We start from the raw sequence: 19,934 nt of genomic DNA, 5'->3' as shown, positions 1-19,934 counted from the left end.
GCTACCTGCTACCTGCTACCTACTCAGGCTTAAGGTTATACGCGTGACTTTACATATGTCGCATTGCTAACTGCACCACTGGCGTTCGCAGGGAATGCCATCACCGTTACCATCCATTTGAGTATTGGGGCAATTTTGGATGTAGAAAGTCGCCTCAGCACAGGAACTCATGTGGCTGCAATGGGTTTTACCCGCTTCACATTGGAATCTTGGTGTTGCCGTTGCTTGTGTTCGCGCTTTAGTTTCATACATGGGCATTGGCTGAGTGTCATCATTTGTGATTACTGATGCTTCACTGAATACAGGGGCTTGATCTAATACAGGAGCTTCGTTGAATTCTTGGTATTGTTTAAAGCCAAAGATAACTATGGCCACGATGATTAGCAGCGGGATTATCGTATTAAAGGACGATTTTCGTGAGTTATGGTGATGCGCTTTGTTTTTGTTATCGAAGTTGAAGTTTTCATTGCGTGATTGGACATGAGAGTGGGAGCGCGGTGTTGCACTCGCTGCAACGACAGCGACGCCTTCAATTGAGGCGATAACCGCTTTTCTCTTGCCGTCATTTTGCACTTCCGTTTGATACAGAATGCTGTCGCCCACTATGGGTTTTCTCGCCATCTTTTTCAGCACTGAAATGTGAATAAACACATCTTGGGCTGCGTTTTTTTCAGGCTGAATAAAGCCAAATCCCTTTTCATCGTTCCAGCGTACCAGTACGCCTCTATCCATGAGCATTTTCTATGTCCTTAATTTAACCGCTTAATATTTTTAGTTATTGAATATCAATACTTACTTGAGTCGCTCCGATTTATCTTTTTTAAGGAGCAAACCGTACTTAGGTTGACGAATCGGCTATTCAATGTTGGATGCTAAGTTACTCAAGCAAAGGAAGTTTTGCAATTTTTTATATTGAATTTGCTTATGTGTGACTCATTCGCATTGAGTGTATGGCGGTGGGGAAATGTGAGCACTTAGCAGCAACGGTTGGCATTTTTGTAAATTCAATACAAACAATAGATTGCATTAATAATAAACGAAGTGATCAAAAAATGCGCATGAAAACTTGCAATTTTACTGTGTGCTACATAGTATTTGCTGTGTGGCGCACAGTGTGTGTGACACAGTGTTAAGGACAGGAATTCGACAATGACAAGTTCACAGCTAGTCAAAATGCGACTCGAGTTGCGCCGTGGGGTATTAGTGTTGGCGGTACTGGGATTATTAAAACAAGCCCACTACGGTTATTCGCTCCGCAAACAGTTGCAGGAAGGCGGTATCGATATTGACGAAGGGACTTTGTATCCCTTAGTGCGCCGCCTAGCCGATCAAGGATTGTTGGATAGTGAGTGGCGACAGGCCGAAGGGCGTGAGCGTCGTTATTACCAATTGTCGTCATTGGGGGCTGAGTTGCTCAGTCAACTGACCGATGAATGGCAGCAACTTAATGGCGCCTTGGCTTTTTTACTGGAGCAAAGTGCTGACACTAATGGCTCTGATATAAAAAGCCCAGACGAGAGTGCAGAGGAGATTTGATATGGAATTAGTCGATCGCTATATTGCCGCGGTGCAGCGAGAATTGCCCGAGAATAAACGTCAGGAAATTGGCCGTGAATTAAAAGCTAATATTTGCGACCAATTGGATGCCCTATCTGAACAAGGTGAATTGACTGAAGCGCAAATTGTCGCAGTATTAAAGCAAATGGGTCATCCCTGTAAGGTCGCGCAGCAATTTGTTCCGGCAGTGCCTATTATTGCCTCTGAGGATATTCCGCTTTTTAAACATACACTTTTCACTGTGCTTGGGGTCTTGTTTGTGCTGCAGGTTGTGGGCGGCACGACTCAATGGTTGGGCTCTGCAGAGGGGGATCTATTAGGATTTATCCACCATATTGCCAAAGGTTTTATCGGCGATGCCTGTCTTGCCTTTACCGCTATCCTGTTGGCCTTTTGGAGTTTCTCGGCTCAGGGGAAACCCCTATCTGGCAGCAATTGCCAAAAATGGCAGCCGCAGAATTTACCTAAGGTTGGGCCCGGTTGGCAGCATATTAGTTTAAGCGATGTGTTTACCGATCTGGCGACATATCTTTTTCTCTTACTTGTGATCTGGTGTTCTGTGTGGATGAGTAGCGAGCAATTAGCCGCGCGGACTGTGATTTTCAGCGTCAATGCTCAGCAATTACTGCAATGGTTTAGCCCTATTATTTTGCTGTCTATGGGCAATAGTCTCTGGCAACTACGCCGCCGAGTGTGGACTACTGAATTGTTACTGGCGAATATGGGGATCAATCTTGCTTATGCCTCGTTCTTAGTCTTTCTGGCCTTTAGTTCGCCACTATTACAAAGCCAAGTACAAAACCAAGGAGCTGAATTAAATGGGGAATTTACGTTATTACAGTTAGAACATTGGCTAAGTTATACTCTAGTGATTGCCGCTATGTTCCCTGGCTATGAGGTGATTCGCGATGGGTTGCGTTGGCGTAAACTCGCAAGCAAATAAGTAAGGTTTAACCTAGGTTTTGTAGGTGAGTTTTATTCACTTTTTCATCGAATACATGGCCTGTTCAGTATGATTGAACAGGCTTTTTACATTAGTGCCATCTTCTGTGGAGAAAAGTAAGCCACGACTTTTACAGTCGATGCTGATTTATTCTGGGGTATCGCCATGATTCATTTCATTATTAAGCGATTTTTGGGCCTGTTGTTTGTAGGTGTCAAATATACCTTCTTGCTTCATCTGTTTTAGCTCCCGAGCAAGATTAACTGCGAGTGCCGCGTGACGTTTATTTAAGTAACCATAGCTGGTGAGTTCTTCTAGGGTGGCAATCGCGATTATTTTGCTGCCTTGAAACTCTGGCGTTTGTAATAGATCCAATGAGCTTGCCTCCGTATCAATATAGATATCGATTCGGTCGCGGAGCATTTTACGAAAGGAGCTCGCGGGGGATGAAGATTCAGTCAGACGCTCCTTAGGAATGAGTCCCTTTAGCTTTTGTTCTGCGAGGAACACGCCTCGATAGTATTCGATCTTGTATCGACTCTTTTGCAGCGCTTGCCAGTCAGGTATTTTGATTTCGGGATTGTGCGCGAAGGCAATTAAATGGGTATCGATAACCGGTTCTTCAATTCGAATGAGGTTGGTAAACTTTTCGCCATAACGAGATACACGCCCCGGCTCGCCATCCACTTTACCTGAGTCCGCCATCATACTGGCGCGGGCTGCGGGAACCACTTGATAGGAGAAGTCATATCCTAAGCGTTCAAAGGCTTGGGCGTAAATCAGTTCAGCCCATTTAAAGTAGAAGTTATGTTTGGGATCCTCATAAAACGCCATCGTAATGATAGGTTTATCAGCAATCATCGCTGTGGTTTCTGCAGTTGATTTGCTGGTTGCATGAACCGAGACACAAAAGAAAAGGCCTACCCACACACTCCAAATTTGCATATTGCTCCATCGTTGCATAGCGTGTCTCTAAAAGTGTTGAGTTATTTAGAGTATAGCTAGCCTGATAAATGGGTTCATTTTTATTCAAGCAAGATTATTTCATTTCCATGATTTCGCACTAACACACGGTTGAAATGTGATCTGCTGGCGGACATTTTGTCCTTTTGGGTTTAAAAATGTGCGATACGGCACATAGAAATGATATTTGCCTGTATTTTGCTGGTTTTTTATTCATCAGAGTTTGAGCTTGATCGGTTTTTTGCTTGTAAATAAGGCGTTAAATCCTTGCCGTCTATCACCTGTAGTAGGAAAGAAAGGATGAAATCGGGACTGGGATTATCAGGAATGCGGTTATCAAAGCTTTGGTTATCAATGACGTGGTTATTACCTCTTTGTTGTTTATCGAGTACCGTAGTGGCAGAGGCGGCAACGGACAATATCGAACGCTTAGAGGTGCGCGGTAGGCAAATTAATACCTTAGGCCATAGCACTTCGGCATCTGAGGGGATAGTCGGCGCGGCAGAAATCGAGAGTCGACCCCTATTACGAACCGGCGAAATCCTCGAATTTGTTCCTGGGATGATAGTCACTCAGCACAGTGGTTCGGGTAAGGCGAATCAGTATTTCTTACGCGGCTTTAATTTGGATCATGGCACAGACTTTAATACTCGAGTCGATGGTATGCCTGTGAATATGCGAACCCATGGGCATGGTCAGGGTTATACGGATCTTAACTTTTTGATCCCTGAACTTATAGGCGAGATCCGTTATGCCAAAGGCGCTTATTATCCTGAGGTGGCCGATTTTTCTGGCGCGGGTGCTGCCCAATTACTGCTGGCTGATCAACTCCCCCATAACCAAGTTGGGGTGACGTTGGGGGAATATGGTTACCAGCGACTCGTGGCAACTCAGGAGCTAAACACTGACATGGGGCGTTTTATTTGGGGTGGTGAGGCACAAACCTATGATGGCCCGTGGACGGATATTGATGAGGATGTGAGTAAGATCAGTGTCGTCGGGCGTTATTTAACTCGGCTCGGCGAGGGTGACTTGAGCGTCACTATGATGGCCTACGACAACAGCTGGAATTCGGCGGATCAGATCCCCGCCCGTGCGGTGGATTCTGGATTAATTGATTTTTATGGATCTTTAGATAAAGACGTCGGCGGTGAATCTAACCGTTATAGCGTTTCAGCTAATTACGATGCGGGTGATTGGCAGGGAAATGTCTACGCCATTCGCTCGACTATGAATTTATTCTCTAATTTTACCTATTTCTTAAACGATCCCATCAATGGTGATGAGTTTGAACAAGTCGATGAACGCACGATTTGGGGCGGTGATCTTAAGCGTGATTGGCAGACTTCACTTGGTGGCACTCAACTGAATTACAGTGTGGGCGGTGATGTGCGTTATGACGATATTGGTGCAGTGGGTTTGTATAACACTCAGGCGCGACAACGGCTGAATACGGTAAGGCTTGATGAAGTGCAAGAGTTGTCGAGTGGTATCTTTGGCAAAGTTGAGTGGCTACCAGCTGAGCAATGGCGTTTTAATCTTGGGCTGCGTTACGATTATTTTGATGTGCAGGTCGACAGTGATAATCCGCTTAACAGTGGCGATGCGTCCGATGGTATGTTCAGCCTCAAAGCCGGTGCTTCTTATTTGTGGAGCGATAATCTTGAGTTATATGTTAATGCAGGCCAAGGGCTACATTCGAACGATGCCCGCGGTGCAACGATCAAGGTTGACCCTGTGAGTGGCGATGAGGTCGAAAAAGTCGATCTCCTCGTGCGCTCAAATGGCGGCGAATTTGGGGTGAAATACTATGACAGGGACTTTATTAATTTCTCTGCTGCGATCTGGTATCTGCAACTAGATTCAGAATTAGTATTTGTGGGCGATGCGGGTAACACTGAGCCGAGTCGTGCATCTGAACGTTATGGTGCTGAATTAACGGCTTATTATTGGCTGAATGAGGCAATCAGTATCGATATGGAATTAGCGTGGACTAACGCTAGATTTACTGAAAATGAATTTGAAGAGGGCAAGTATATCGATGGCGCAGTTCCCTTTGTTGCCAGTGCGGGCATCACCTATCGACCCGACGGCGATGGCCTGTATTCGAGTGTACGCGTGCGGCACCTTGGCGAGCGGGTGCTCGACAGCTTTAATGACCACAAGGCTGATGCGACCACATTAGTTAACCTCGCATTAGGATACGAGTTCCGCCGCTTCGATACTAAGCTTGAGCTGCTCAATGTGTTTGATAGTAAAGATCACGACATAGATTATTTTTATGCCTCTCGTTTGCCCGGCGAAGCAGCCGAAGGGGTTGAAGATCAGCATTATCATCCTGTTGAGCCACGAATGGTGAGAGTCAGTGTAAGTTATCATTTCTAGTGGTATTCATCTGTTAAGGCGATATCGAAAGTTATTACGTATGTCGCCGAGCAAAAATGTATCTCAATTAAGCGTCCAGATAGTTGGGCGCTTTTGTTTTTCAGCGGCACTCATTTAAGCGCTAATTTAAGCACTAATCTAAGCCCAAATCGCTTCAAACTATGTGGCTGCAATAATTTACTATTCCCGCGCTGACAATGAAGGCTAGAATGATGACGAGTCGATCTGAGTTTCCCCCTGTTTTACAGCTGATGCTATAGGTAATCGCCGCGAGTTATGAGTACTGCAACACCCATTGAAAACATTAATTATTGGCGTCATCCTAGCTTATCAGGCATAGAACTGAGTCAGGCGGAATTTACGCATTTCAGTTTTGATAAACATGTGCATCTGGATTACCACTTAGGCGTAGTCACTCAAGGTGCGCAGCAGTTTGTGAATAAGGGCAGTAGTTATCAGCTTGGTCAGCATAGTTTATCGACCTTAAATCCCGACGAAACCCACGATGGTCAGAGCCGCGATGCCGACGGTTATCGGGTGAAAGTGATGTCGATCCCTGTGGAATATATGAATGAAGTCAGCCAAGAACTGGGTTTGAAGGAGCACTTTTTCAGCGCGCCTATGGTAGATGACCCGACGCTTTATCAATATTTTATTCAGCTACACGAGCTATTAATTCAAGGCCAATGCAGTGCGCTTGCGGGTGAGTCCCACTTACTGAATTTTATTCATCTGCTGCTGGAGCGTTACCCAAGCGGTATTTCATCTTGCCTATCTAAGCCGAGTGAACAACTCGGGTTATCTAAGTTGCAGGTGAGCTTAGTGAAACAGCGAATTCACGATGAGCCTTGGCATAATACTCAACTTGAAACCTTAGCTAATGAAGTGAATTTAAGTAAGTTTCAGTTTTTACGGCAATTTAAACAGGCAACAGGGATGACTCCCCATGCGTACCTTAAACGGGTGCGTTTAGAGTTGGCGAAAAAGTCCTTAAGTCATGGCGCTTTAGTGGCGGATGTGGCGCAGCAGTTCGGATTTTTCGATCAAAGTCATTTAAACAAAGCTTTTAAGCAGGCATTCCTATTATCGCCAGTGCAATTTCAGCGGCGTATGCTCTAATTTCCCCCGTCTTTCAACTGCCGCTGATTTTAAAAAACACTGAAATAGTGCAATTTATTACAATTCAGCGCTGCGACAAATTGCCATACTGGCTGCCTCAGTTATCGTTATTAACCTTTTTTGCGGAGCCGCATATCTATGGATTTATCTTTATTACTCACCTTGGCTGTAATCCATGCCGTTGCTTTAATCAGTCCCGGACCCGATTTTGCCATTATGGTGAAGATTGCGACTCAGCAGTCCAGAAGCACTGCGGTTGCCGCCGCTGTGGGGATTTCAATAGCCATTTTAGCTCATACGATTTTGAGTCTGACCGGTGTGAGTCTACTCATTAAGAGTTCACACACTCTGTATCTCTTAGTGCAAATTGTGGGTGCTTCTTACCTCGCTTGGATGGGGCTTGGTGCCCTGCGTGCCGGTCTTGCGATACTCGCTAAACGTAAAATGAGTGCCAGAGTCCATGCAGGGACAAATGATGATGCTGTTATTAGCGCTGGTGACGTTGAAGGCGTGGCGTCTGTTGCTGGTGGCTTAGGTGGCGCTATGTCGCGCAGGCAAGGTTTTTTGACTGGGCTTTATACCAATCTATTGAATCCGAAAGCATTAGTGTTTTTCTTAACCCTGTTTTCGGCCTTGATTACCCCAAGTGTTACAACGAGTACTAAAATCGCTTCCGCTATTTTGTTGTTGTCTCTGTCATTGGCATGGTTTGGCTTTTTAGCGGTAATGTTGTCAAAGGCGCAGGTGCAACTTAAATTGCAGCGACTAACACCGGTTATCGATGCGGTTATTGGTGTCATCTTTATGTCAGTAGCTTTGGCGATTTACTCAAACCTATTATTAACCGCTTAGTTAGGCGCAGTGTAAATCACCTTAGGTTTTAGTCTGAGGCACTTATGGTATTCTTGGCCTTTAGTCTCAGCAGAGACATTTGGAGTAAGGGATAAAGATGCCATTCGCCTCACGACTCAAGGGAAGCAAATTAGCTGTTTTCAGCCAAGTTAAACTGATGAATATCGCTTTTTCTGCGGCGTTAATATTCAGCGTTATGGGTTTAAGTATCAATGCAAACGCCGCTGATGAAGCCATGCCACAGGAATATATCCCTCTGGTGCAAGGGCTTATCGACGCCGCCAAGGCCAATGATCTTGAGGCGATTGCTAAGCGTGTGGCTTACCCGCTTAAACGTGAATATCCGATCCCAGCGATTCAAAATACGCAGGAAATGATCGCACGTTTTGATCAGGTTTTTGATCCTAAGCTGCTTGAGCAGATCGCCCATTCTAAGATTGAAGCCGATTGGCAGACGATGGGCTGGCGCGGCATTATGCTCGGTAGCGGTGTTGTGTGGCTGGATTTTGATGGCAAGATCATCGCCATTAACTATCAAACACCGGTAGAGGCAAAACTGAAAGCAGAGCTTATTGCTAAGCAACAAACGGCATTACATCCGAGTGTGAGTGAGTTTGTCAGCCCAGCGTTATCTTGGGAGACCGCCAAGTTTACCATTCGTGTCGATGATATGGGGAACAGCCAATACCGCTATGCCGCATGGGCAAAGGGTAAGGCATTGAGTGAAAAGCCAGATTTAGTGCTGAATAAAGGCAAACTCGTTTTTGATGGCAGTGGAGGGAATCATTCATACCAATTTCGCAGCGGCCCATACCAGTATTATTGTTATGTCACCGTCTTAGGCGGCAGCGATAGTCCTCTAGGCGAGCTAGTGGTGTTTAAGAATGACCAAGAAATACTGACACAAGCCGTTATTAAAGCAGACTAGTCTCGTTTCCATATCCCTATGAGTGAGATTTAAAGCCGCGACCCTATGGTGATGGTCGCTGCTTTAATAATCCTAACGATTTCCTTTAGCTAGAAGCTATTGCCCCAAAGTGTGTTTCGTAGTTTGAATGCTTTAATCAAAATCAAAGTCGTGGGGCTTCACCCCACACCCGACCAAGGAGGACTGCTCGTCCTATCAAAAACATATATGGACCCATCCGGTTTGCAAGACATTCGATATCAATTTTGAGAAGAGTTCATTGCACCCATATATTCGGCCTGTTATTGAGGGATTCCTCTGGCCCTGATGGATATTTGCTTCTACTGTCCTTATCATCCCTGCGGCTTCATCAGAGCCTATGTTTTCGTAAGGTTTTTAGTAGATCAGTCTGACTGTCTCATCATCAAATCAAGTGTCTTAGCAACTTGCTGGTTGGTTAATCGTTAACATAATAAGTACATTTGATGTTGTTACATAGCGAGCCGAAACTCTTCTTCACGTGCCGCGATAACCCATGACATTCTGGCGAGCTTATTCGCGACGGCCACACACGCACGATTGAAACCTCGGCGCTCCGCTAGCTGGATAGCCCAACAACTCAACTTATCCGACTTACTCCCACTGTGTCGCAACACCGCTCTGGCGCCGTGGATGAATAGCGTACGTAAATAGGCGTTTCCCCGCTTACTTATCCCGAGGAGGTTATCTTTCCCGCCACTGCTGTGCTGCTTAGGTACTAAGCCACACCAAGCTGAAAAATGTCGGCCATTGCTAAAGTCTTTACCGTCACCCACTGCAGCATAAATCGCCGTAGCGGTGACAGGCCCAACACCAGGAATAGTTTGTAATCGCTGATAAATCAAATTGTTATGAGTTTCGTTTAGTACTTGGGTGTCACAACTCTTAAGCCGTTTTTCAATGTCGATAACCTCATCATATAACTGATAAAAGATGGCTTTACCCTTGATGGTCAGCATATTGGCTTCATCGACCAAAATATCTGGTAACTGGGCTTTAAAAGCCGATTTACTTTTGGTAATGACAATACCGTATTCTGCTAACATGCCTCGCACTTGGTTGATTAAGGCTGTTGATTGTTTAGTTAATCGTTCGCGCATACGGTGGAGCAGTTGCACATCTTGCTGCTCGACGCTTTTGGGTTTTACAAACCGCATGTTGGGCCGCTGCGCAGCCTCCGCAATGGCTAGCGCATCGTTGTAGTCATTTTTATTACCTTGCCTAAAAGGAACCACATACTGCGGGGCAATTAACTTAACTACGTGCCCAAATTGCTCAAATTCTCTGGCCCAATAACTCGCGCCGCCACACGCCTCCATAACGATAAGGCAAGGCTCAATTTTCGCGACAAAGGGCAGCAAGTCTTTGCGTCTAAGCATTTTCTTTTTGATTAACTTGCCTGCTTTATCGACACCAACAGCATGAAAAACAGACTTTGCGATATCTAAACCGATTGTAGTAATCTTCATAGGTGGACCCGTCCTCTTTCTGATGAGTTTTAGCGACTACATCGTGGCCCATTGCGAGGCCGATTAAAAGTGGATGGGTCCATTCCATTATCCATGTTAAATAGCCAGCTCGATATCCATATCTCGCGCTCAAAGCGGCCGTAGGCCTTCGCCCTTGGATGCTCCAAGACGCCCCCAACGGAGTTGAAAGCTCCTTGTGCTCATTGCCAAATTTGCTATCGCTTCCGAAGGATGCGCTTTACATCCATGTAAAGCCCTCCAGTTCGGCAGTCCTAGCCTCTCGCTCATAAGCGCGAAAATCACCGATGTTCATTCGCCCCTGCACCTGCGAAAGCTAGTCGGTCATCCATGACCGAACTCACGCACTCTTTATTAAATCAAGAGCTCTATTCGCCCTGCGGCAACTCCGAGTGGAGGTGTATTCCTTGGAGTTTTGAGTCGTTAGATAGCGATTGATCAGCAAAAAATAAGCGCGAAAAATGAGAAAGCTAAAACGATATCAAGTGATTACCCATCAAACTGTATAAAAAACCGCTACCGCAAAAAAGCAAATTCCTATAGCATCATTTATACCCATTTACATGGATGTGGCAGTGGCCATATTTGAGATTTAGTCAACAAGCGATTTATGCCCTGCAAACAGCGCAGCGCATAAATACTAAGACGTTAACTGCTACCTAGAATTGAGATTATGCGCGTAAAACTAAAAAAGATAGCCGACAATTTGAGCGATGAAGAACATTCATCTATCGCGGATGAAATACGCCAAGGAAAAATCGATGGTATATCTCTATCATACTTAGGTGGTGCTTTTGGTCCTACATGGTCTGCGGGTAACGATTACAGTTTAGATTTCCTGAAACACTATTCGGGCATTAGAGCTTTAGAGATTTTTCTTCCTGCGCTAACAAGTATTGATGCTATTGCTGAGCATGTAAACGATATAGAGTTTTTGAGTCTGGGAGAGCTTAATAAAAAAACTGTATCTTTAAGGCCTCTATCAGATCTGAATAAGTTAAATTCTCTGAGTTTGGTCAAAAATAAGAAAGATATCGATTCTATAGCTACGCTCACTAGCCTTAGAGACCTAACCCTTTCAGGGTATCAAGAAAAACAAATAGAGCATGTTGCCAGTCTGAGTAATTTAGAAAGTTTATATTTGGGTTTCGGCACATTTGAAGACCTAAATGCTATTAAAGGATTATCTAAGTTAACAAGCCTAGAAATACTTTGGGTAAAGAAATTACACGATCTAAGTGCCCTGGAAAACCTGACATCTCTTGAGATATTGCATTTAAGTACTCTAAAGCAAGTTACATCCATTCCAGATGTTTCCAATCTAAAGCACCTTAAGAGCTTGGTCATGGATACCATGAATGGACTTTCCTCTTTGTCAGGTATTAAAGGTAGCTCAATTAACGAATTGGCTGTAATTAATTCGAAGATAGATCCTGTATTGTTTTCTGAGCTAAATAATAGTTTGCCAGTGCTGCAGCGGCTTGTACTTGGTCTCGGAACTAAAGGGAAAACAAATGAAGCATCTAGTTTCTTTGATAGTTCCGTTATATGCGACACATTTAATGATTTAAAATACAGTACAGCCAGAGGCTATAGAATTGAGTTCTGCAGTTAACAAGGCGCTGCAGTCGGACAAATTTTCCGCTGCGCGGCGTTAGGCATACACAATGAGCCGTAGATACCTTAATCTTCAAGAAGCCGAGTCGGCGCTTAAGCGAGGGAAAGCAGTTGAGTGCTTTCTTGGTGGCTGTGAACGGGATGGCCGTGCTGGTATTCAGTGGCTAAGCGTTCGAGGTCCCAAATCCGAAATAGATGTTTCAGTTTACGAAACTGCTGATTTGGGTGATGAATCATTCCTTAATATTTATGAGTTTGGTCCACTAGATCCAGACCTAGAGCTAGAGGATGCCAATGAGGTCAAATCATTCACTTCATTTGGCCAAGCGATAGAGTTTATTGAGCAACGATTCGCAGGATCATCTGAAAGGTTATTGAACGAGTTTATGATTCAAGATGAATATGCCGACTATATTTCGAGGGGCCGGAAGTAGAAATGCCTAACAATCGCAGGCACAGCGACGGCCTTTTCGTTGCAGCTCCGCCTTCACTACAAAGCCGCGCGTGCTGCGGGCGTTAACTTTATGGAAGAACTATGCACCCTCAAGCACCGCTTAAATTTTGCTATCAGGCCCTTACAAAAAAGGCGGCAAGCTATTATCGCTGGTGGGTTATCGGCACTATGTTACTTGTTCTTGCTGCATTCGTTGGTGTTACAGCTTTTGAAATGGCTGAGTGGTTATTATTTTTAACCTTTGTCCTTGCAGGGATGGTAATGACTATCACAACGCTAAGGCTTTTCTTAGTGAAACTATTTGAAGAGAATGCTGATGCGATTAATCTGTTCTCTAGTTATTTTCCGTCTCTGCTAGGCACCCGTAGATTGGAGTTAGCTTGTAAGATAACAAATTCAGTTTATTACGGAGTGTTTTATCTTTGTTGTTATTTCTTGTTGGCAGCTATTTTTTTGTTCCCGCTGTCTTTAGTTGTAGAGTATGCAAAAAGTTAACAAGGCAAGTCAGCATCGCACCTTCGGTGCTGGACTGGCTAACGCTCGCCGCTTGCGGCGTTATGTTCTCAGGGAGAGGTTGTGAATTTGGAGCACTTTTTACGAGCCGTGTTTATTGCTATAGCAATATGTTTTGTTCCAATTATGCTGTTTTACTGGAGTAATGAATCTGACTTAATAACAATGGATTTTAAATACTTCTATGGATCAATACGTTTTGTTTTAGTGTTCTATTTTATATTCTCAATTATTGGATGGATGTTAATTGGCTTTCCTGTGCATTGGGTGGCAGTAAAGTTCTTTAATCAGAATAAATGGTGTTATTTTTTAGGGATTCTAGCTTTCGGTATTCTGATTTCACTACCTTCTATGAAAATTGAATTGTTTTTGTTTTATGCAGGTATTTCGGGATTACAAGCAATCTTATTTTTGTGGTGGTTAGCAAGAGAACATAATAAGTTGCTTAAACGGACGTAAAACAGTTGGCTTGCGTTTGTAAGGTGATAACCCATAGGGATTTTAATCCGAACTCCACGAATTAGAGTAAAAAACTAGCTCACTTTTGTACAAATGTGAGTTATAACATTCTGTGGAAATGACTATTCATGTAACATTATTCAGTCGGTTTTAATTCGCGAAATAAAAAGAGCATTAAGGATGAACTTAATGCTCTTTTTTATGGATAAATGCCTGCTCAAACTGTATTGCGGTAATGGGTTTACCGTAGAGGTAGCCTTGGCCTAAGTCGCATTCCTCGTGGCGAATAAAGGCATCTTGTTCTAGGGTTTCTACGCCTTCGGCGATCACTTCCAAGTCCAGTTTCTTACCAATGGCAATAATTGCCTTTGTTAACTCTCTATTTTGTTCGTTTTCTTCGAGTTTACTAATAAAGCAGCGATCGATTTTTAAGGTGTCGAAAGAGTATTTTTGTAGATAACTTAAGGATGAGTAGCCTGTGCCAAAATCATCTAGGGAGATGCGGATACCGAGTTCTTGTAGTTTTTGGATGGCATTGTGGGCAATATGTTCATCCTGCATCAGCATGCCTTCGGTAATTTCAAGTTCTAAGGCGGTGGGTGGCAATTGATAGAGGGTGAGTAAGTCGGCTATGTGTTCGCTAAAGCGGGGATTGCGCATTTGCAAAGGGGAAATATTGATGGCGATTTTAAACTCTTGGCCTACCTCGCGACACCATTTTGCCGCCTGAGACAGCGCGGTATGCAATACAAAATTGCCAATATCAATAATCTGGCCATTACGTTCAGCTAAGGCGATGAATCTGTCTGGGGCGACATTGCCAAGGATGGGATTATGCCAGCGCAGCAGGGCTTCGGCACCAATCACTTGCTTCGTCTTTAAGTTAATAAAGGGTTGGTAATGCAGGCTTAACTCGTTCTTGTTCAGTGCATCGACCAAGTGGGATTCCAGTTGATAGCGTAGGTTTAAAGCGGCTTGCGTATCTTGATTAAAGAAGCTGTGAGTTGAGCCATCAGCCTTGCTGATCGTCATGGCCGCTCCGGCTTTTTGCAGCAGGATGGCGGCATCGATACCATCCATAGGCGCTTGTGCTATGCCCATGCTCGAGGGAATCGTGATTACAAAATCAGCCACACCAAAGGGCGTGTTACAGCAGTTAAGCACTTTATTGATGAGTTTATTGGTTTCGTTATTCGAAGGTTTGTGGGCTTGAATAATCACAAATTCGGCGCCAGCGATGCGGGCGATAAAGGTGTTTTCATCGGTATAGTGCTGTAAACGTTGGCTGAGAATTGTGAGAATTTTATCGCCAATCAGGTAACCATAACTGTCGTTGATGGATTTGAAATTGCGCAGCCCAAGATAGAGTACTGAAATCTTTTCTTTGCGATTCACTTTTTCGAGCATGATAGACAGACTATTAATCAAATTGATGCGATTGGGTAATCCCGTCAGTGGATCATAGCTTTTATGGTATTCCAGTGAGGTTTCGGTGGAGGTGCGGTTTTCGATTTCTTTGATGAGCTTGCCGCTAAGTTCGGCGAGTTCATGGGTGCGCTGTTGTACTTTTTGCTCTAGCTGCTGATTGTGCAGTTGTAGCTTAGCCTGTTGATAAAGGGTGACTAGGTTAGCTTCGATACCATTTTGAAACCGAGCGAGTAAGCTGCGAAAAGATTGGGGGTAATTATGCTCTTGGCTATCGAGCATGCAGATAGTGCCAAAGGCACTGCTATCTGGCCAACGTAAAGGTAAACCACAGTATGCGATCATGCCGAGTTTAATGTCAGGATTTTTGTCCCAGTTTTTATCCTTTAGGGCGTTAGGAATGTGGAGTTCCTTACCTTCTTTGATCACTGTTTCGCAGTAAAGCCCGTGGCCTAAACTGTCTTTATCATGTTTTTTATAGGGATTACCTTGGGTGCGGCTCGAGGTAAAGACCTCAATATCGGTTTGATGGACACGCATGATCAAAGCGGCGGGGGTGTCGACTAATTCAGAGAGCAAATCTAAGGTTTGTTGCCAGTTATCAACCATTTCTTGGGGAACAACGATTTTGTCTGTGTCGATAGCAATGTCGGCAAATAAACGATCTTTTTGAGACTGGTTAATGGCGAGGTTGTATGGCATGAATGCTCAGTCCTAGAGGCGCGATACTATGCATAAACTATAGTCTTTTTACTCATGATGTGAGTCTTTTCGGTAAATTTAGTTACTGCAAAATCTCGGTTCTATCTTAAATACTGCGCTGTTAGATCTCTTAAGTGTTAGGTAAGAATTCAACGGTACTCTAACACTAAATGTTCTGGTTTTTGGATTTATTAGTGAATAACTATCTGAAAGATAAAGTTATGATGACATTTATGGATTTTGCTAAGGGGCATTTAATTACGCCGCTTTTAGTGTTTGCAGTGATCATAGTGGGGCTTGAATGGACTCACGCTGATATGAAAGTCGCGACTTTGTTATTTCATTGGCAAGGGGGCATCGACTCTTGGCCATTGAGAGGATATTGGTTGACCGAAGATTTACTGCATGTCACTGGGCGTAACTTTGTCATCTTGTTGGCGGTGAGTGTCGTAGTCGGCATTGCCTTTAGTTTTCGAAGTGACAGGGTAAAACCGTACCGCAAGGGCCTGATTTACCTATTTAGTAGCGTATTGGCGAGTGTGTTGCTGGTCCGAATTGGCAAGAGCGTTACTCACATGACCTGCCCGTGGGATGTGATTGAGTTTGGCGGCCAGATGATACATTCATCATTGTTTTCTCGTTTACCTAAAAGTGCTGAGTTTGGTCAATGTTTCCCTGGTGGCCATGCCAGTGGGGGATTCGCTTGGGTTGCCTTGTATTACGTGCTGCGTGAGTATCGCCCGCATTTAGCTAAGTTTGGATTAATCTTTGGTTTGAGTTTGGGCCTAGTATTTGGCATTGGCCAAGAGTTACGCGGCGCCCACTTCTTGAGTCATGATTTATGGAGTTTAGCCATAGCATGGACGTCCGCTAGCTTACTCTACTATGTGTTTTTTCTGCGCTCGCCTGCGTTTAGAAAGTCTAAATTGGTCGCTTTGGGTCAAATGTTCAAGGTTGCAAGTAGTGGAATACCGCAAAAATAACGAGCTGCGAAGCTAAAACCCTGAGTCCTTATTGGGTTCGTGTTTTTTTATAGCTTAAAATCTAAATTCGAAGCGCATATCAGGTCTGCGTAGGCGAGATCTTTCATCTAACAGTTGGTTTTTTTCGTTGAGTAGACTGTTTTTCTGTTTCAATAAGTCAGCCTTGTCGGTGAGATTATTGATCTTGCCATCAAGACTGCTTATTTCTCTCTCTATGGTATTTAAGCGATCGGCAATCTCAGTTAAACGTTTGTTGGTCAGGTATTGTTGATGGCCTTGGTTATAGCGCTCAACAAACTGGTTATTACTGCAAACCCCATAATAACTTTCTCCCGCTAAGCCTACGCGGTAGCCATTTTCTGGCACGCAGTAACTGGCTAACCCTTGCTGGTATCCTTGTTTCCACTGCGCGGTATCGACACTGAGATTAAATTCACGACAATCTTTTTGATATTGATTTAATTGCCCAGAACTTGTCCCACGGTTGCCATCGGCAAGCCCAAGGGCAAACCAATCACTATTGGCGCATTCTTCAATCGATAAGCTGCTGCATTGAGTCAGGGATAGGACTGAAAGTGCGAGGAAAATGCTGGGATAGTGCATGGATAAGTTCTCTATATGTTGTGGTGTTTAGGATAAAGGCTCTTATGGGGGAGATCTAGCTATATATACCGCCATTTATACGGTCATAGATGAGCTTTGTTGGGCAGAATCCATCACAGTTTAGCGGATGAATGCATGATAACCAGCTGATATTGTGTTAGTTTGTGGTTAACTCTTTAAATGTCTGCTTTGGTGCTCGCTATGATTTCACTTATTTCATCTGCGTATTCAGCTTCATTACCGGCAGTTAAGTCGGCTCATCAATCCCTTGATACCGCCGAGCCAAGCGGACTTAAATCCTTTACCTATGGTGCATTAGGGCTGGCAGCTCCTAAAGCTGAGGTCAGTTTTGATGGCAATGCAAGGAGTAAAATATCTGAGCCTAGTGCGGATGATGTAGATGACGTTAAGAGTTCAAACGACACTTATTACAGTGCAGGCCAAATATTGAAAGCGGCGGCGACTGTGGGCAGTGTGATTGCCTTGTTTGTTTGAGTTAAGTTCCTGCACCAATTTAGCTCTGGGTATTATTTCAACGGGCTTGGATTGGCATATTCGCCGTGGAATATGGCTTGTCGTTTTGAGTCTGATTTTATTGGGGTGAGCATAAAAGAATATTCTTTTAGTTAAAGCGGTATTTTCAGTCTCTTTCTTTGCCAAAGTGCTGAGTAAATCTGGTATTGTGTTTAACACGCAAGTGCATTAGTTTTTACTTAAAATTCGTTTAACAATCCTAAACTATATTCATCAAACTTCCGCTGGAGACCGCTTTTGTATGAAGATTTGCCCGCAGTATTCCATATCATGCCTAAGTAAGGTATAAGGGCGCTATGAAAACTCCGAAACGAATCCAACCCCTGGTTGATGAAGGACTGGTCGATGAGGTCATTAGCCAGTTAATGAGCGGTAAAGAAGCGACTGTGTATGTTGTACGCAGTGCTGATGATATCCGCTGTGCCAAAGTCTATAAAGAAGCGGACAAGCGCAGTTTTAAGCAAGCTGTGTTATATCAAGAAGGCCGAAAAGTCCGTAACAGTCGTCGCGCGCGCGCGATGGAAAAAGGGTCTAAATTTGGCCGCGATCAGCAGGAAGAAGCTTGGCAAAATGCTGAAGTTGAAGCACTTTACCGTTTAGCGAATGCGGGTGTGCGTGTGCCAACGCCTTATGGTTGTTTCGATGGCGTGTTGCTGATGGAGTTAGTGACGGATGCCGAGGGCAATGTCGCGCCGAGATTAAACGATGTTAGTATGTCGGCAGAAAAAGCCTTGAAGGATCATGCGTTGGTGATGACCTATGTCAAACGTATGCTCTGTGCTGGGTTAGTGCACGGTGACTTGTCTGAGTTTAACGTGTTAGTTGACAGTGAAGGGCCAGTGATTATCGATTTGCCTCAGGCGGTCGATGCCGCGGCGAATAACCATGCCAAATGGATGTTAGCGCGTGATGTGAATAACATGACTCAATACTATGGTTTGTATGCTCCTGAGCTGCTAAAAACACAATACGCCAAAGAAATTTGGGCCCTGTTTGAAGCCGGTGAATTGAAGCCTGAAACACCATTAACGGGTGAGTTTACCGAAGTGCTGGTCGAAGCCGATGTTAGTGCGGTCTTGGAAGAAATCCAAGCAGCCTTTGAAGAGGCACAAGAGCGTAAGCAGCGGATCCAAGAGGCAAACGAAGAAGACTATTAATCGTCAGTCGTTGTTTTTCACCCATAAAAAAGACGCTCAAAGTAGCGTCTTTTTTATGCTAAAAATTAAGTGAATTATTATTTTTTGTTATTGATTTTATTATTGTTATTTAATTTTTGGCGTTAGCCAATCCTTGGCTTAATCCCCGATGGAAGCTGGGGCCATCCTTGTTGCTACAAACAAGCTAGCAATCATCGAACAGTGTGATAAAAGGACAAGAGCTGAGAGATAAATATGTTCATGACTTGGGGGAGCACAATTCACATATTTAATCTTTGGGGAAGACAACTCCCTCAATCCTTGCCGAAACCTTGGTAACTCTTCAGTCAATCTATGTAATACCAATCACGGCCTTCCTTGGCGCACCACACTCATTGCAGTGCTGGATCATCATTGATCCTGTGAATAAAATGACAAGGCCAGAGAGAGAAATATGTTCATGACTTGGGGGAGCACAATTCACATATTTGATCTTGGGGGAGATAACTCCCTCCCTAGTCTTGCCGAAACTTTTGCATTGTCCTTATCCGTTTGTTGCTGTTAATACTATTTCCCAATCTTCGCTGGGTTCATCAATTTGGACGACAAGGCCGGACTAAAAAGGGCGCTGTTATTATTGTTGTTAGCACATCTTTTACATCGTTAGCGTTATCAGCAGGGCGATATGCAATCTCGTCCGGCCTTGTCTATTCGGGCACGTTTAGCTTGTTGTACAGGCACTCAATTGCCATGTAGCACTTAACCTATCGTGCGTAGCTCATGATTGAGCTGTTTAATTCTTTTCTGTAGCTGGGCAATCTCACTCATTAATGCGCATTCTCTTTGCTGGGGTTGCAGATCGCTTTCTCGCACCCATTGGTAGACTGCCTTGGCAGATAAACCGTATTGACGTGCAACATCCGACAGTAAGCGACCTTGTACTTTAACCTCGGTGATAACATGTAGCTTGAGACTATTTTCTGCGATTCCCATGAGCGTTCCCTCTTTTACTGCCTTAGAACCAAAATATGACCGTTTGCGTTGCCTTTTATTGATAATAGTGAAGCTGTTCTAAATCCCACTGGCTCAGACCTAGATGGCGCAGACAAATCCATTCGTGGCGACATAGTGCGATAAAGTTCATGACCGTTTTCATACTTCCTCCTTTATGACCCTAAATACTCGAGCCCATTTTCTGTCTCGATAGGTCCATTTAATTTGGATTAATCCTGTTGAAGTTGACTCTAGTTTTCGGC

General features: G+C 44.2%; 19 protein-coding genes. 13 read left to right on the top strand and 6 right to left on the bottom strand.

Annotated elements, in window-relative coordinates:
* Nucleotides 1–66: 66 nt before the first annotated feature.
* Nucleotides 67–738, bottom strand: coding sequence for an excalibur calcium-binding domain-containing protein (locus HGO26_RS12670; RefSeq protein ID WP_168825538.1), 672 nt, complete (start codon nucleotides 736–738; stop codon nucleotides 67–69).
* A 411-nt stretch (nucleotides 739–1,149) separates the two neighbouring features.
* On the opposite strand from HGO26_RS12670, the gene HGO26_RS12665 reads away from it, so the two are divergent.
* Together HGO26_RS12665 and HGO26_RS12660 are read left to right on the top strand one after the other, a co-directional pair.
* A complete protein-coding gene (locus HGO26_RS12665) occupies nucleotides 1,150–1,536 on the top strand; it encodes a PadR family transcriptional regulator (RefSeq protein ID WP_168825536.1) in 387 nt (128 codons plus the stop codon).
* A 1-nt stretch (nucleotide 1,537) separates the two neighbouring features.
* Nucleotides 1,538–2,500: a hypothetical protein gene (locus HGO26_RS12660; protein ID WP_168825534.1), complete on the top strand. Its 963-nt coding sequence runs from the start codon at nucleotides 1,538–1,540 to the stop codon at nucleotides 2,498–2,500.
* Between the two features lie 147 nt (nucleotides 2,501–2,647).
* On the opposite strand, the gene HGO26_RS12655 is transcribed toward HGO26_RS12660, so the two are convergent.
* On the bottom strand, nucleotides 2,648–3,463 hold the full coding sequence (locus HGO26_RS12655; RefSeq protein ID WP_168825532.1) for a type 2 periplasmic-binding domain-containing protein: 816 nt from the start codon (nucleotides 3,461–3,463) through the stop codon (nucleotides 2,648–2,650).
* Between the two features lie 327 nt (nucleotides 3,464–3,790).
* On the opposite strand from HGO26_RS12655, the gene HGO26_RS12650 reads away from it, so the two are divergent.
* The 4 genes from HGO26_RS12650 (at nucleotide 3,791) to HGO26_RS12635 (ending at nucleotide 8,747) form a co-directional block, all read left to right on the top strand.
* The gene (locus tag HGO26_RS12650; RefSeq protein WP_425596660.1) at nucleotides 3,791–5,848 is read left to right on the top strand and encodes a TonB-dependent receptor; all 2,058 of its coding nucleotides are present in this window, start codon (nucleotides 3,791–3,793) and stop codon (nucleotides 5,846–5,848) included.
* A 276-nt stretch (nucleotides 5,849–6,124) separates the two neighbouring features.
* Nucleotides 6,125–6,967 carry an AraC family transcriptional regulator gene (locus tag HGO26_RS12645; RefSeq protein ID WP_168825528.1) on the top strand — a complete coding sequence of 281 codons (843 nt, stop codon included), beginning with the start codon at nucleotides 6,125–6,127 and terminating at the stop codon, nucleotides 6,965–6,967.
* A gap of 138 nt (nucleotides 6,968–7,105) precedes the next feature.
* On the top strand, nucleotides 7,106–7,819 hold the full coding sequence (locus tag HGO26_RS12640) for a LysE family translocator (protein ID WP_168825526.1): 714 nt from the start codon (nucleotides 7,106–7,108) through the stop codon (nucleotides 7,817–7,819).
* 97 nt (nucleotides 7,820–7,916) lie between these two features.
* Entirely contained in the window at nucleotides 7,917–8,747 is an 831-nt protein-coding gene (locus HGO26_RS12635) for a hypothetical protein (protein ID WP_168825524.1), read from the top strand.
* Nucleotides 8,748–9,217: 470 nt separating this feature from the next.
* Here the strand turns inward: HGO26_RS12635 and HGO26_RS12630 are convergent, their stop codons facing one another.
* Nucleotides 9,218–10,234 (bottom strand): IS110 family RNA-guided transposase, encoded by a 1,017-nt coding sequence (locus HGO26_RS12630; RefSeq protein ID WP_168825522.1) that lies wholly within the window; start codon nucleotides 10,232–10,234, stop codon nucleotides 9,218–9,220.
* Between the two features lie 691 nt (nucleotides 10,235–10,925).
* Between HGO26_RS12630 and HGO26_RS12620 the strand changes: the two genes are divergently transcribed.
* The 4 genes from HGO26_RS12620 (at nucleotide 10,926) to HGO26_RS12605 (ending at nucleotide 13,295) form a co-directional block, all read left to right on the top strand.
* On the top strand, nucleotides 10,926–11,867 hold the full coding sequence (locus HGO26_RS12620; protein WP_168825520.1) for a leucine-rich repeat domain-containing protein: 942 nt from the start codon (nucleotides 10,926–10,928) through the stop codon (nucleotides 11,865–11,867).
* Nucleotides 11,868–11,919: 52 nt separating this feature from the next.
* Nucleotides 11,920–12,303: a hypothetical protein gene (locus HGO26_RS12615; RefSeq protein ID WP_168825517.1), complete on the top strand. Its 384-nt coding sequence runs from the start codon at nucleotides 11,920–11,922 to the stop codon at nucleotides 12,301–12,303.
* A 101-nt stretch (nucleotides 12,304–12,404) separates the two neighbouring features.
* The gene (locus HGO26_RS12610) at nucleotides 12,405–12,818 is read left to right on the top strand and encodes a hypothetical protein (protein WP_168825515.1); all 414 of its coding nucleotides are present in this window, start codon (nucleotides 12,405–12,407) and stop codon (nucleotides 12,816–12,818) included.
* Nucleotides 12,819–12,899: 81 nt separating this feature from the next.
* Entirely contained in the window at nucleotides 12,900–13,295 is a 396-nt protein-coding gene (locus tag HGO26_RS12605; protein ID WP_168825513.1) for a hypothetical protein, read from the top strand.
* A gap of 186 nt (nucleotides 13,296–13,481) precedes the next feature.
* Here HGO26_RS12605 and HGO26_RS12600 read toward each other — a convergent pair whose 3' ends face one another.
* Nucleotides 13,482–15,422 (bottom strand): bifunctional diguanylate cyclase/phosphodiesterase, encoded by a 1,941-nt coding sequence (locus HGO26_RS12600; RefSeq protein ID WP_168825511.1) that lies wholly within the window; start codon nucleotides 15,420–15,422, stop codon nucleotides 13,482–13,484.
* Nucleotides 15,423–15,646: 224 nt separating this feature from the next.
* Here HGO26_RS12600 and HGO26_RS12595 point away from each other — a divergent pair, with 224 nt between their 5' ends.
* Nucleotides 15,647–16,405: a phosphatase PAP2 family protein gene (locus tag HGO26_RS12595; protein ID WP_168825790.1), complete on the top strand. Its 759-nt coding sequence runs from the start codon at nucleotides 15,647–15,649 to the stop codon at nucleotides 16,403–16,405.
* A gap of 54 nt (nucleotides 16,406–16,459) precedes the next feature.
* Here HGO26_RS12595 and HGO26_RS12590 read toward each other — a convergent pair whose 3' ends face one another.
* A complete protein-coding gene (locus HGO26_RS12590) occupies nucleotides 16,460–17,008 on the bottom strand; it encodes a DUF2799 domain-containing protein (RefSeq protein WP_113939984.1) in 549 nt (182 codons plus the stop codon).
* 180 nt (nucleotides 17,009–17,188) lie between these two features.
* Here HGO26_RS12590 and HGO26_RS12585 point away from each other — a divergent pair, with 180 nt between their 5' ends.
* Both HGO26_RS12585 and HGO26_RS12580 read left to right on the top strand, forming a co-directional pair.
* Nucleotides 17,189–17,503, top strand: a complete 315-nt coding sequence (locus HGO26_RS12585) for a hypothetical protein (protein ID WP_168825509.1) — start codon at nucleotides 17,189–17,191, stop codon at nucleotides 17,501–17,503.
* 335 nt (nucleotides 17,504–17,838) lie between these two features.
* Nucleotides 17,839–18,699: a PA4780 family RIO1-like protein kinase gene (locus HGO26_RS12580; RefSeq protein WP_168825507.1), complete on the top strand. Its 861-nt coding sequence runs from the start codon at nucleotides 17,839–17,841 to the stop codon at nucleotides 18,697–18,699.
* Between the two features lie 738 nt (nucleotides 18,700–19,437).
* On the opposite strand, the gene HGO26_RS12575 is transcribed toward HGO26_RS12580, so the two are convergent.
* Nucleotides 19,438–19,671, bottom strand: coding sequence for a transposase (locus HGO26_RS12575; protein WP_168825505.1), 234 nt, complete (start codon nucleotides 19,669–19,671; stop codon nucleotides 19,438–19,440).
* Nucleotides 19,672–19,934: the final 263 nt, after the last annotated feature.

Source organism: Shewanella oncorhynchi, assembly GCF_012584455.1.
GTDB classification, from domain to species: domain Bacteria; phylum Pseudomonadota; class Gammaproteobacteria; order Enterobacterales; family Shewanellaceae; genus Shewanella; species Shewanella oncorhynchi.
The sequence above is the reverse complement of the archived record's forward strand: the minus strand, read 5'-3'. Positions and strand labels throughout refer to the sequence as shown.